Here is a 13,933-nt window from a genome sequence, read left to right as displayed (position 1 = left end):
CCTGCTGTGACCCGCGACACGATCTGCGGGTCTAGTACAATATGCACCGCTGTCTCATCGCCCTCGCCCTCTGCATCACGGCAACAACTGCCTGTTCCGACAACCCAGTCACCATTCATTCTCCTGTCGACGATGCGAGCGGGATTCTCGTTATCGCGGGCGATGCGCAGCAGGGGCCGCCCAGCAGCACGCTGAGCGACGCCGTGCGGTTCGAAGTCGTCGACGCTGCGGGCGCACCGGTCGGTGGCATCGAGGTCGCAATCGACGTCGTGACCGGCGGCGGCAACGTGACGACGTCCGATGCGACCACAGGCGCCGATGGCATCGTCGGCACCACCTGGAAACTCGGTCCCGACCCCGGCCGGCAGCAGATCGAAGCGCGCGTTGCGGCGAAGACCGGGCTTCGATCGACCGCGCTCGCCTGCGCCGGCCCCTGCGATCCGGTGCACCCGCTCGACCTGGTGTCGCTGGTACCACTCTCGACCTACGAAGGCTCGGGTCAGGCTGTGCACCCCGACGTGGTCGTCGCGCCCGGATTCACCGGTGGATACTGGCTTGCGGCGACGCCGTACCCCGGCGGAAATGCCAACTTCGAAAACCCGTCCCTCTTCCAGAGCGCCGACGCGATCGGCTGGACGGTCCCGCTCGGCCTGATGAATCCGATCGATCATCCCGCGAACGGCGCCTACCTCTCCGACCCCGACATCGTCTTCAACCCGGCGACGAACGAACTCTGGCTCTACTATCGCGAAGTCGCCGATGGGGCAAACCGGGTGCGGCTGGTCCGCAGCGCCGATGGCGTGCATTGGAGTGCGCCAACGGTCGTTGCCTCGGCACCGAGCCACCAGATCGTCTCTCCTGCCGTAGTGCGTGGTTCACCACTCGGCGCGTGGGCGATGTGGTCGGTCAATTCGGGGCCAGCCGGATGCGATGCGACCGCGACAACGGTCGAACTCCGGACGTCCAGCGATGGCGTGCACTGGAACGCACCGACAGCTGCCGGCCTCGCGCAGCCCGGGGTCAATATCTGGCACATCGATGTGCAGTGGCTGCCGGGGCGCGGTGAATACTGGGCAGTTTACAACACGTATGCGCATGGCGGCACGTGCACGACCGACGCACTGTACATGGCGGTGAGTCACGACGGGACGCACTGGCAGACCTTTCCGTCGCCGATCGCGCGGCGCGGCGTGATCGATGCGCTCGCCGACATCATCTACCGTTCGACCTTCCTTCTCGATCCGGCGGCGAACACGGTCACTTTCTGGTATTCCGGCGCGGCATATAATTCGGGAAGTGGCTACGTATGGCGGATCGCGACGGTGACGCGAAGAGTCGATGATCTCCTCGCGGCGGCAGCGGCGCCCGCTGCCACGATACTGGCGAATCCGCAGCGGATGTTGCCGCCGCCGGAGCCCGACGTCGGGGGAGGGAGCTGAGCGCCCCTTACGCCCGGGCTCTCGCGTTCCGGGCAATCTCCCGGAGGTCGGGAAGGATCGTTCCAACCGCCACCGGCTCCGAGCCCTGCTGTCCCAACGAATAGTATAGCGAGCGCCAGTGCGCGAAGAGCCGGTCGTACGTCTCCACGGCGGCCGCATCGGGGAGCACGACGCGGTACGGCGGGCAGAGCGCGCGCTGCGCCGCCTCGATCGTCGGATGCAGTCCGGCGGCGACGCACGCAAACATCGCGGACCCAAGCGACGTGATCGGTCGCTCCGGCACCAGCACAGGCTTGTTCATCACGCTGGCATAGATGCGATTCAGCGCGTCGTTCTTCTGCGGAATCCCGCCGCCGTGAATCATCCGGTGAATCGGCACGCCATGCTCGCTCATCCGCTCGAGGATCACGCGGGTATGGAACGCCGTCCCTTCGATCGCAGCGAAGAGCTCGTCCGCGGCGGTGTGATTGAGATTCCAGCCGAGCGTGACGCCGCCGAGCGCGGGGTTCACCAGGACGGTCCGATCACCGTTGTCCCACGTGAGCCGCAAGAGCCCGGTCTCGCCGGCGCGGTACCGTTCGACCTCGGGACCGAGCGCGGCGACGGTCGTGTTCGAGCGCCGGGCAATTGATTCGAACAGGTAGCCGGTGGCAGAAAGCCCCGCCTCGATGCCGACGTAGTCGGGATGGATCGAGCCGGGAACGATGCCGCACAATCCCGGGATCTCGCCGGTCGATTCGGCGATCGCCATGGTGCACGTCGCGGTGCCGAGGACGTTGACGACGTCGCCGACCGCGATCCCGGCGCCGATCGCGTCCCAGTGCGCGTCGAACGCGCCGACCGGAATGGGAATCCCCGGCCGGAGCCCAAGGGTCTTCGCCCAGTGCGGCGTGAGCTTGCCGGCGATCCGATCCGACCGTTCGTATCGGCCGCCAAGCTTGCCGCGCATTCCGGCCAGCAACGGATCGACCGCATTGAGAAACGATTCCGGCGGGAGGCCGCCATCGGCTTCGCTCCAGAGCCACTTGTGGCCCATGGCACAGACCGATCGTGGCAGCGCATCTACGTCGGTGACCCCGCACAGGACCGCGGCGACCATGTCGCAGTGCTCGAGCGCGGTGACCACGTCGCCGCGCGAATCGGGATGATGCCGCAGCCAGTGGAGGAGTTTGGCGAAGCCCCACTCCGATGAGTAGACGCCGCCGCAGGCGCGGATGGCGGGAAGGTCGAGGTCGTGCGCGATCTCGGTGATCCGCGCCGCTTCAGCCGCCGCACGATGATCGCACCAGAGGTAGTAGTCGTCGAGCGGCTCGAGATTCTTCCCCACGATGACAACGGTCGATCCGGTGGTATCGAGCGCCAGCGCCTGGATCGCCGAGCCGTCGATTTTCGCGTCGGCGAGCGCAACTCGCATCGCATCCACCAGGGCTCCCATGTGCGCCTGGTGCGATTGCGTTGCAAAATCAGGGTCGGAACGGTCGCGATTGATCGGATATTCGGCCACGCCGAACCCGACCACACCTTCGAGGTGATCCACGATCGAGACGCGTACGCTCTGGGTGCCGAAATCGACGCCTGCGACGACAGTCATCGATGCCGTACCACGTCCCATTGCATGTACGTCGTCGCAGCTTCATGCAGCGCATCGGCGACGGTCGAGAGATTCGCCGCGACGTGATGCTCGAATCCATTGGTGCAGATGTAGCGCAGCAATTCCTGCAAATGTGGAATCTCCACCACGCCGGCGCCGCCGAAGGTATCGAGCGGATCATCGGTAAAGCGCCCCTCGCCGACGTACCCCCGGATCTTCCCGGTCAGGTCATCGGTCGAGAACCGGGCGAACGACATCGGGCTCGCGCGCACATGGCCGACGCACGTCCCCCAGGTGTTCTCCTTCCCCACCGTGCCGGCGATGATTTCCTGGTAGTCCATCTTCACGTCATCGAAGAAGTGCTTCGGCAGGTTGCTGCAATGAAAACAGACCGCCTTGTCGGGATCGTCGCCGTAGTTGTTGTTCCAGTCGAGCAGAGCACTCGGCGATTCCGACGCGAGAGACAGCGCATACATGCTCAGCGTTCCGCAGACATCGACCTCGCAGGCACTCGGGAAGAGGTCGTTGCTCATCATGCTCATCAGCGTACACGGCACCACGCCGAAGAACTCCTCCAGCGACGTCCAGCATTGCACGGCGCTCACGGTCACATCCGCCTCGCGCATCCAACCGTCGATCACGGCGCCGAGTTTCGCCATCTTGACGAGCGCGGGCTCCGGAATGCCGTCGGTGGGGACATACTCGCGAATCATCGCAAGCTTGCGCGTCGCCGCCGGCGCATCGTCGGCCATCCGGTCCGTGCGGCCCAGAATCTCCGACAGGTCGATCGGCTCGACGGCGATCCCGCTCGCCTCGAGGATCTTCTCGCTGTAGCGCACCGTCTTGAACGCCGCGGGCCGCGCGCCGATGGCGCCGATCCGCGCGGTGCGCAGCCCCTTCACCACGCGGCAGACCGCCGCGAACTTCTGCACATCTGCGCGGAACGTCGCCGTTCCCGGCCGATCGGTGTGCCGTGTCGTCAACGAATAGGGGATCCGGTACTGCGAAAGCACATTGCAGACCGAGATCTTGCCGCAGAACGAATCGCGCCGGTCGCGAATCGTCATCCGGTCGGGAGCATCGGCCATTGCGTGGATCAGCACCGGCACGCGAAGGTCGGCGAGGCGCAATGTCTCGGCGACCGCTCGTTCGTCCCCGAAGTTGGGGAGGGTGACGATGATGCCGTCGATCGCGTCGCGATGGTCGCGAAAGAGCGCCGCGCACGCCTTCGCCTCGTCACGCGACTCGATCGCTCCGTGGCGCGCGTCGCCGGCATCGATCACGATGACGGCAAATCCCTCCGCTTCGAGCGCAGCAACGATCTCCTTCCTGCCGTCCAGCGCGAGATGTTGCGGGAAGAAGCCGCGGTTACCGACGATGAGACCGAAGGTGATCTTGCGTGGTGCGGGCACAGGTCGCGACGTGACCTGCGGCTGGTAGAGCGGCAGTGGCATGGACTCCCTCCATTTGACAGACTACCTCCCAAGGCCTAGTCTTGCAAGCGCTTACACCTCCGAGTCCACTCGTCGTGTATCGAACGTTCCTGCGTTCTCCATCTGCCGGGCTGGTGATCGTTCTCTTCGCCCTCGGCACAGTCCTCACACTGGTTGCCGGTTCGCACGTTGACCCGATGACCGGGTCGTCGGTCAACAACTTTCTCAATGCGCACACCCTGATCCAGATGGCCACCGACGCGAGCACTTTCGCGATCATGGGCGTCGGCGCCACGCTGGTGATCATTTCGGGCGGGATCGATCTCTCCGTCGGCGCCGTCTACGCGCTCGCCGGCGTGGTGATGGCGATGGTGCTGCACGCTCTCGGTCCGATGAGCGGACTCCTCACTGTCGCCGTCGGCCTGGCCACCTGCCTCGTCGTCTCATTCCTCTGCGGGCTCGCCAACGGGATCATGGTGGTCGGACTCAATGTCCATTCCTTCATCATCACGCTCGGTACGATGTGGATCCTCCGCGGCGTCGCGTTCGTCATCAGCCACGCCGAGAGCATTCTGGTCCCCGACTCACTGACATCGGTCGCGAAGGCGTCGCTCGGACTCGGTGAATCGCTGTCGCCGGTGCCATTGCTCTGCATGATCGCGGTGACAATCCTCGGCAATATCTATCTGGTCCGCACCGTCATGGGGCGGCATGTCTTTGCGGTGGGCGGGAACGCCGAGGCGAGCCGCTTCTCGGGCCTCAACGTGAAGCGGATCAACGTCGGCGTCTTTCTCTGGTCGGGGATCACCGCCGGGATCGCGGCGTTCATCGGCGCAGCATTCTACGGGTCGGCGACGTCGTCTGATGGTACAGGGTACGAACTGTACGTGATTGCGGCAGCCGTGGTCGGCGGCGCGTCGCTCATCGGCGGCAAGGGGAGCGCCACCGGCGCGATGCTCGGCGCACTCCTCATCGTGCTGATCCGCCAGGCGATCCGGACGTTGCACCTCGACCAGAACTATGAGTGGATCATCATCGGTACGACGATGATCCTCGCCGTCGTCCTCGACCAGAGCGGGTCCAGACTCCTCGCGCGCCGCCTGGCGCGCGGCTCGACGTAGCGCACCACATCTTTCACGAGACACGAGGGAACGCATGACGATCCGTCAGATGATTGTCGCTAGCGCACTCCTTGGCATTGCCGCGTGCGGCAAGTCGACGGCGGGCGGCGGGAAGACCTTTCGCATCGCGATGGTCGCCAAGAGCTCGACCAACCCCGTCTTCATCTCGGGGCGCGCCGGTGCCGATTCGGCGGCGAAGGAACTTTCCGCTACCTCCGGCGTGCACGTCGTGATCGACTGGCTTACGCCGCCCAACGAAGACGGCACCGTGCAGGCGCAGCGCATCGCGCAAGCAGTCAACGAGGGGGACAACGCGATCCTCGTCTCCGCGAGTGACGCGGGAAAGGTCACCGGCGCAATTGACGACGCCGTCGCGCGCGGCGTCCCGGTGATGATGTTCGACAGCGATGCGCCGCAGTCAAAGCGGTTCTCGTTCTATGGTGGCGACGATCACGCGATGGGCGCGCAGGTGATGGACGAACTCGCGAAGCAGATGGATGGCAAGGGAAAGATCGCCATTCTCGCTGGCAACCAAAACGCGCCGAATCTGCAGATGCGCGTGCAGGGGGTGAAGGATGAGGCGAAGAAGTATCCCGGCATCACCATCCTCAACACCTTTTACCATCTCGAAACACCGCAGGACGCCGCCGGCGAGGTGCTCCGCGCCCAGAATGCCTATCGCGAGATCCAGGGATGGGCGATGATCGGCGGATGGCCGCTCTTCACCAGCGCACTCCTCACCGACCTCGATCCGTCGAAGGTGAAGATCGTGTCGGTCGACGCGCTGCCGGCCGAACTGGCGTATGTCGACAAGGGACTCGCTCCCGTCCTTCTCGCCCAACCGACGTTCCTCTGGGGCTATGTGTCGGTGAAGACGATCTTTGATCACGTCTATCTCAAGAAGGACGTGCCGGCGCACGTGCAGATGGATCTGGTTCGCGTCTCGAAGGAGAACCTCGGCACCTGGGCACGGCAGCTCAAGGCGTGGGGCTTCACCGACGTCGACCCGAAGTACCTGGCGTTGCCCAACTGACCATCCCCGCCGTCGCCTTTCGTAGCGTCACCAAGCGGTTCCCCGGCGTCACCGCGCTGGAGGATGTGTCGTTCGAAGTCGCCGCCGGTTCGTGCCACGCGGTCTGCGGCGAAAATGGCGCCGGCAAGAGCACGCTCGGGCGGATCCTCGCCGGGATCCAGTCGCACGACGGCGGCGAAATCCTCCTCCATGGCGAGCCGGTGCACTTTGGTTCGCCGCGCGATGCACTGGATCACGGCGTCGCGATGGTGCACCAGGAGCTCGCCTTCTGCGACAATCTCACCGTGGCGGAGAATCTCTCGCTCGGCGCACTTCCCTCCCGACGCGGATTCGTCGATCGACCGACCCTCCGATCCCGCGCCCGCGAACTCCTCGCCGCGATCGGCGCGAACATTGACCCCACGCGACAACTGGCCACGCTCAGCATCGCGGAGCAGCAGCTGGTGCAGATCGCAGCCGCGGTCGGCAGCGGCGCACGAGTGATCGTCTTCGATGAACCAACGAGTTCCCTCGGCCAGGACGACGCCGAGCGGTTGTACGACCTGATCGGACGGTTGACGGCGAGCGGCGTCACGGTCCTCTTCGTGTCGCACCGGATGCCGGAGATCTTCCGGCTCTGCGATCATGTCACCGTGCTGCGCGACGGCAAGCACGTCGGGACCGATTCGGTTGCGTCGATCGACGAAGGTGAGCTCGTCCATCGGATGATCGGGCGGCGGCTCGAACAGTATTTCCCGGCGCACGCGAATGTCCCGCTCGGTGACGAGGTCCTCCGCGCCGAACATCTCTCCTCGCCGGGGCGCTTCAGCGATGTCTCCTTCACGCTGCGCGCCGGTGAAGTCCTCGGACTTGCCGGCCTGGTGGGTGCTGGCCGCTCGGAGGTGGCGCAGGCGATCTTTGGTCTCGACCGGCGTGCGAGCGGCGACGTCTTCGTCCGCGGCAATCGTGTCAGCATTCGCAGTCCACGGCACGCGATGGCCCACGGGATCGGGCTCGTGCCGGAGGATCGCAAGCGACAGGGGCTCGTCCTCGGCATGCTCGGCCGCGAGAATGCGACGCTGCCGATCCTGGAACGCCTTGCCCGCTTTACCCTCGTCCGGCGACGTGCCGAAGCCGAACTCGCGCGGGAAGAATCAGAACGCGTGCGGGTCCGGGAGGGAGCACTCGAACAGCCGGTGAGCGCACTGTCCGGCGGCAATCAGCAGAAGGTCGTCCTCGCCAAGTGGCTGGCGGCGCGCAGCGACATCCTCATCCTCGACGAGCCGACGCGCGGCGTCGACGTCGGCGCGAAGGCGGAGCTGCATGCGTGGATCGACAGGATGGCCGCCTCCGGAGCGGCGGTGCTGCTCATCTCCAGCGAGCTTCCCGAACTACTCAATCTCTCCCGGCGGATTCTCGTCCTTCGCGGCGGCCGCGTTGTCGGTGATCTGCCGCGCGACGATGCCAACCAGGATCAGGTGCTCCGGATGATGGCGGGGCTGCAGGCGGCGTGACCACTCGTCGCGAGTTTGTTCAGCACATCGGCGCGGCACTCCCGGTCGCCGCGGTTGGCCCGTCGCTGAGCAAAACGATGGCGCAGGTGCCGACCGCAGCTGGCACTTTCGTCGATCTCAGCCGGTCTCCCGACAGTATCGAAGTACAGACCGCATCGGGATATGTGACCCTTGCGGCGGGCGCGAACGGCCGCTGGGACGGCGGGCGCGTCATCGTCACCTGCACCTCCGCGCCAGGCACCACACGAATCACCCTCGCGGCTCCCACCGCTGAGATGCGCCGGATCCGAATTCGCTGGCGCGCCGATCTCCAGCGCGTTCGCCTCCTCCTGGGCGATGCCTGGGAACGCGCGTACGGCGACCTCGAATGGCGCGGGATGGCGCCCGATCGCACCATGCCGTGGTATGCCGCGACATGGGACGGTCGAGCGACGCACGGTTACGGCGTTCGCACCGGAGCGGCGGCGCTCTGCTGGTGGCAGATCGACCCCGCCGGAATCACCTGCTGCGCCGATGTGCGAAGTGGTGGTAGTGCGCTGCAGCTTGGCGACCGCGAACTCGCCGTGTGCGACATCGTGTCGCGCAAGGGAACATCGGGCGAATCGACGTTCAATGCGATCCGGTCGCTGTGCCACCTGATGTCGCCGGCGCCGAGACTGCCGGCGCAACCGGTGTACGGCCACAACGACTGGTACTACGCCTATGGTCACAACAGCGACGCGACGGTGCTCGCCGACGTGGCGCATCTTGTCGACCTCTCGCCCACCGGAAACAATCGGCCGTTCGCGGTGATCGACGACGGCTGGCAGCCCGAACGGGGCGGCGGTGGCACGGGTGCGCGCGGTCTCTGGGATCGCGGCAACGAAAAGTTTCCCGACATGGCGGCGCTCGCGGCGAAGATCGTGACCGGTGGCGCGCGTCCCGGGATCTGGACGCGGCCGCTTCTCGCCACCGCCGACGCGCCTGACTCGTGGCGATTGAGCCGATCGCGCGCGACTTTCGATCCGACCGTCGCCGGAGTGCAGGAGAAGATCCACGCCGACATCGCGCGGCTTCGCGAGTGGGGCTACCAGCTGATCAAGCATGACTACTCGACATACGACATCATGGGGCGCTGGGGCCGGACGATGGGAACCGCGCTCACCACTGATGGATGGCGCTTCGCGTCGGGGACATCACGCACCACCGCGGAAGTGATCGGCGATTTCTATCGGGTGATCCGCGCGGCGGCGGGCGACTCACTCGTGATCGGCTGCAATACGGTGAGTCATCTTTCAGCGGGCCTCTTCGAGATCTGCCGCATCGGTGACGATACCAGTGGCGCCGAGTGGCAGCGTGTCCCCGAGATGGGTGTCAACGCACTGGCGTTTCGTGGCGCGCAGCACGGCGCGTTCTATGTCGCCGATCCCGATTGCGTCGGTGTCACGACGTCGATCCCGTGGCAACTCAACCGCCAGTGGCTCGATCTCCTGGCGCGAAGCGGAACCACGCTCTTCGTGTCGCTCGCGCCGGACGCCCTCACGCCGGAGACGAAGCGCGACCTCAAGGCGGCGCTGGCGATCGCGGCAGTGCGGCAACCGCTGGCCGAGCCGCTCGACTGGCAGGAGACGATCTGGCCGACGCATTGGCGTGGGGCGAACCACGATGTGAGCTATCAGTGGACCGCGCCGGACGGATTGCCGCCGTCGATCTGAGCACCGACAACTGCGGCCAGCGCCCACTTTCGCGTTATCTTTTCGGGCCACACGCATGTCAGCTGGTTCGATCCTGCACACCAGACCGGTGGCTTTGATGCCGACGGAGTCCATCTCACCATGCCCGATCCTCTCCCGCGCCGCGATCTCATCAAGCTGATGGGGGCCGCCGGTGCCGCCTCGCTCTTTCCCGGCGCAACCAGTTCGATCGTCGATGCCGCCAGAGATGCGCCGCTGATCGGCGCGCGGCGCGCCGAGATCCTGCCGCTCACGTCGACGAGCGAGGTGTACGTCCCGCCGCGCGGGCGTGGCTACAACAAGTTCTCGTTCGACTTCCCCGAACCCTCGGTCGCGTTCGACGGGTTCCGCTTCGGCTTCATCGTCTTCACGCCAGAAAACGCCTACAGTCTCGACCAGTCGAAGATGACCGCCGACGTCACCGCCGACGCGATGCGGATCACCTGCACCGGCTTCACCTGGGCCGGTGGTCAGGAAAAGATTCCCGGGAAGTTCTCGGCGGAATTCCGCAAGGACGGCGGTTCGATCACCTGGACGGCAACGGCCGAGATGGATCGACCGGTGAAGACCGTCTCGGCGATCATTCGCGGCATCCCGCGCGGCGCGGTGACCTTCGGCGGCGGAACGCGGTTCGGCATGGCGACCGACAACGAATCACTCGTCGGCTATCCGTTCAGCGGCGGTGACCTCAACGCCTCCGGCGGAATGGGGACGCCGCTCGCGATCGTCCGCGCCAGCGACACGTCGTTCGTGTCGATCTCGTCGCGCGATCCCCGTGTCGGCACCAAGCGCTTCTTCTTCCAGCCAGGCGACGAAGGGTTCCGCGTCGAGGCGATCTCGGAAGCCGACGGGTGGACGCCGCGCAACCGCTACGACGTCCCGCCGTGGACGATCATGCGCACCGCGACTCCCGATGCCGCGGTCGACGCGCATTTCGCGCAACTGGAGCGCGCCCACAATCTCATGTCGTGGGAGAAGCGCAGCGATGTGCCGCAGTGGATGCGCAACCTCGCCATGGTCACCACGCTGCACGGACAGCACTACACCGGCTACATCTTCAACTCGTATGCGCGTCAGCTCGAAATCCTCAAGTGGATTGCCGCACAGATCCCCGCCGACCGCGTTCTCGTCTTTCTCTCCGCGTGGGACGGCCGCTACTACTGGGATTACCCCAACTACCGCGTCTCCGACCGGATGGGCGGCGACGCCGGCTTCCGCGCGCTCATCAACGGCGCACATCAGCTCGGCTTCAGGATGATGCCGATGTTCGGCACCAACTCGGCGAACCGCCATCAACCGGTCTTCCGCCAGATCGCCAACGGCGCGACGGCGAAGATCGACGGCGACGTGATGAACCTCAACTGGGTCGACTGGGACAACGACCGGCACCAGGAGGGGTGGCTCGCCTACATGAATCCCGGTGTCGATTCGTGGCGCAACTGGCTCACGTCGCGGATTGACGCGATGATCAGCACCTACGGCGTCGACGCGTATTTTCTCGACATCGTTGGCGGCTACACCAACAACACCACCGGCGACATGCACGAAGGGACCCGTCGCCTGGTGATGGATCTCCGCGCGAAACATCCACAGGTGCCGTGCGTCGGCGAGATGGCGTATGACGCGCTCGTCGAGTTCATCCCGATGTACCAGGTCGGACTCGGGCGGATGGATACCTACGCGAGATACTTCCAGCATCTCAGTTCACCGGCACCGGGACGCGGCAGCAGCGGCGTGCACGAATCGGGATTCGGGCGATTCAATCCGCAGACGCTGTCGCTCTCGCCCGGCGCGATTCCGACGCTCCAGGTGGTCGACGACACGTTCGACAAGTACCGCGACGTGATGGCGGCGATCTGCGCCAAGGCGAAAGAGCGGGCGGGGATCTAAATTGTGATGAAGGCATTCGTTCAGACGAGGCAGCTATGAGCTCGAATCCCACCCGCCGCGAGTTCGTTCTCACCACCGGGGCCGCGCTCGCCGCAATCCCAGTCCTCCCGCGCGCCATGCGAGCGGCACTTGCCCGGCGCGGCGTCGCTGGATCCGCCCCCGCCGGCGCAGTCGCCACCCCGTTCGATCTGCACCGTGTCCGATTGCTCCCGAGTCCGATCCTCGACGACGTGATGATCAACCGGCGCTACATGATGGGGCTCGATCCCGATCGCCTCCTCGTCTCGTTCCGGACCACCGCGGGTCTGCCGACGACGGCCGAGCCGTACTACGGCTGGGAAGCACCGAACAACGAACTGCGCGGGCACTTCGTCGGACACTACCTCTCCGGCTGCGCGCTCATGGCAGCACAACTCGGCGACAACGACGTCAAGGCGCGCGGCGATCATCTCGTCGCCGAACTCGCCAGATGCCAGAAGGCGAACGGCTATTTGAGCGCGTTTCCGGAAGAGTACTTCGACCGGCTCAAGGCACGCCACGGCGTCTGGGCGCCGTTCTACACGGTGCACAAGATCTTCGCCGGCCTCCTCGATTCGTATACGCTCAGCGGCAATGCGCAGGCACTCGAGATGGCGAAGGGGCTCGGCGGCTGGACTCGCGACTGGGTGGCGCCGATCGACGACACCCAGATGCAGGCGATCCTCCGCACCGAGTTCGGCGGGATCGGCGAATCGCTCGACAATCTCGCCGCGATCACCGGCGACATGTCGTGGATCGAGGTGAGCAAGCGATTCGATCACACGCGGGTGCTGACACCGCTCGCCGCAGGGCGTGACGAACTCACCAAGGTGCACGCCAACACCACGATCCCCAAGATCCTCGGCGCCGCGCGGCGCTACGAAATCACCGGCGACACGACATCGCACGACATCGCGCAGTACTTCTGGACCGAAGTTACCGGGAAGCGCTGCTTCGTCACTGGTGGCACCAGCAGCGGCGAAAACTGGAAGAATCCGGTTGGACAACTCTCCGGCGAACTTGCGCCAGATACCGAAGAGAGCTGCCCCACCTACAACATGCTCAAGCTGACGCGGCAGATCTTTCAGTGGACTGGCGATGCCCACGCCGCCGACTACTATGAGCGCGCCCTCTACAACGGGATGCTCGGCACCCAGCACCCCGCGGACGGCGAGAAGATCTATTACACGCCGATGCAATCGGGGTACTGGCGGATGTTCGGCACTCCCGATCACGGTTTCTGGTGCTGTCACGGCACCGGCGTCGAATCGCATTCGAAGTTTGGCGACAGCATCTACTTCCACGACGACAGCGGGATCTGGGTGAATCTCTTCATCCCGTCGGAAGTCGACTGGGACAACCGCGGCGTCAAGCTGCGGCAGGAGACCTCGTTCCCGGAGAAAGGCGCGACGCGCCTCACCGTGCAGGCCGCGACGCCAACGCGGTTCGGGCTGCGGATTCGGATGCCGTACTGGCTCGCAGGCGGTGCAACGATCAAGCTCAACGGCAAGGCGATCAAGGTCGCGACGCCGCCGGGGAATTACGTCACCATCAACAACCTCTGGCACAACGGCGATCACGTCGACGTGACGCTGCCGATGGCGCTGCGCGTCGAAGCGATGCCCGATGACCCGACAGTGCAGGCGGTGATGTACGGACCGCTCGTCCTCGCCGGCAAGCTGGGGCACGAACCGTTGCGCGCACCGCCAACGCCGCCGCGGATGACTCCCGATTTCGACCTCACGCCGGAGACGAAACCGATCGCGGTCGCGGCGATCAAGGCGAAGGACGGCAACATTCTTTCCGCCGTGAAGCATCACGGCGGGATCGATTTCCGGATCACCGGCCAGGAGCATGAGATCGCGCTGGTGCCGTTCAACTCCGTGTTCGACGAGCGATATGCGGTGTACTGGAAGGTGGTCCGCGCCTGAACGGCGCGGACCACCTTGCACAATTCATCGCGAGAAGGGACATTCGATTGCACGACCATTGAGATCCTTCGACTCCGCAACCGCTTCGCGGCTGCTTTGCTCAGGATGACATCATGAAGACACTTGCCTTGTTCGCCGCGATTGGAGCGCTCTCAGCCTCCTCGTCGGGGCCACAGCCCGCCTCGCCCCACAAGGCCGTCGTCCATCGACCAGCCCCGATCGCCGCCCCCGCCCCCGCCCTCGCCGCCACCCCGCCGATGGGATGGAACTCG

General features: G+C 65.4%; 9 protein-coding genes. 7 read left to right on the top strand and 2 right to left on the bottom strand.

Annotated elements, in window-relative coordinates; all coding sequences use genetic code 11:
• The first annotated feature begins 41 nt into the window (after window positions 1-41).
• Complete coding sequence (locus VGM20_12290) at window positions 42-1,439, top strand: hypothetical protein (GenBank protein ID HEY4101642.1); 1,398 nt, start codon at window positions 42-44, stop codon at window positions 1,437-1,439.
• A gap of 7 nt (window positions 1,440-1,446) precedes the next feature.
• On the opposite strand, the gene VGM20_12285 is transcribed toward VGM20_12290, so the two are convergent.
• Both VGM20_12285 and VGM20_12280 read right to left on the bottom strand, forming a co-directional pair.
• Window positions 1,447-3,030, bottom strand: a complete 1,584-nt coding sequence (locus VGM20_12285; protein HEY4101641.1) for a ribulokinase — start codon at window positions 3,028-3,030, stop codon at window positions 1,447-1,449.
• Window positions 3,027-4,484: a hypothetical protein gene (locus tag VGM20_12280; protein HEY4101640.1), complete on the bottom strand. Its 1,458-nt coding sequence runs from the start codon at window positions 4,482-4,484 to the stop codon at window positions 3,027-3,029. The genes VGM20_12285 and VGM20_12280 overlap by 4 nt, the downstream gene beginning before the upstream one ends.
• 113 nt (window positions 4,485-4,597) lie before the next feature.
• Between VGM20_12280 and VGM20_12275 the strand changes: the two genes are divergently transcribed.
• The 6 genes from VGM20_12275 (at window position 4,598) to VGM20_12250 (ending at window position 13,661) form a co-directional block, all read left to right on the top strand.
• Window positions 4,598-5,584, top strand: a complete 987-nt coding sequence (locus VGM20_12275; GenBank protein ID HEY4101639.1) for an ABC transporter permease — start codon at window positions 4,598-4,600, stop codon at window positions 5,582-5,584.
• Between the two features lie 34 nt (window positions 5,585-5,618).
• Window positions 5,619-6,617 (top strand): substrate-binding domain-containing protein, encoded by a 999-nt coding sequence (locus tag VGM20_12270; protein ID HEY4101638.1) that lies wholly within the window; start codon window positions 5,619-5,621, stop codon window positions 6,615-6,617.
• Window positions 6,569-8,110: a sugar ABC transporter ATP-binding protein gene (locus VGM20_12265; protein HEY4101637.1), complete on the top strand. Its 1,542-nt coding sequence runs from the start codon at window positions 6,569-6,571 to the stop codon at window positions 8,108-8,110. The genes VGM20_12270 and VGM20_12265 overlap by 49 nt, the downstream gene beginning before the upstream one ends.
• Complete coding sequence (locus VGM20_12260; protein ID HEY4101636.1) at window positions 8,107-9,804, top strand: hypothetical protein; 1,698 nt, start codon at window positions 8,107-8,109, stop codon at window positions 9,802-9,804. Before VGM20_12265 ends, VGM20_12260 begins: the two co-directional genes overlap by 4 nt.
• Window positions 9,805-9,924: 120 nt before the next feature.
• Window positions 9,925-11,712: a hypothetical protein gene (locus tag VGM20_12255; protein HEY4101635.1), complete on the top strand. Its 1,788-nt coding sequence runs from the start codon at window positions 9,925-9,927 to the stop codon at window positions 11,710-11,712.
• Between the two features lie 35 nt (window positions 11,713-11,747).
• Window positions 11,748-13,661 carry a glycoside hydrolase family 127 protein gene (locus tag VGM20_12250; protein ID HEY4101634.1) on the top strand — a complete coding sequence of 638 codons (1,914 nt, stop codon included), beginning with the start codon at window positions 11,748-11,750 and terminating at the stop codon, window positions 13,659-13,661.
• Window positions 13,662-13,933 lie beyond the last annotated feature (272 nt).

This window comes from Gemmatimonadales bacterium (genome assembly GCA_036500345.1).
Taxonomy (GTDB): domain Bacteria; phylum Gemmatimonadota; class Gemmatimonadetes; order Gemmatimonadales; family GWC2-71-9; genus Palsa-1233.
Note: the sequence above shows the minus strand (reverse complement) of the source record. Positions and strands in the feature narration are given on the sequence as shown.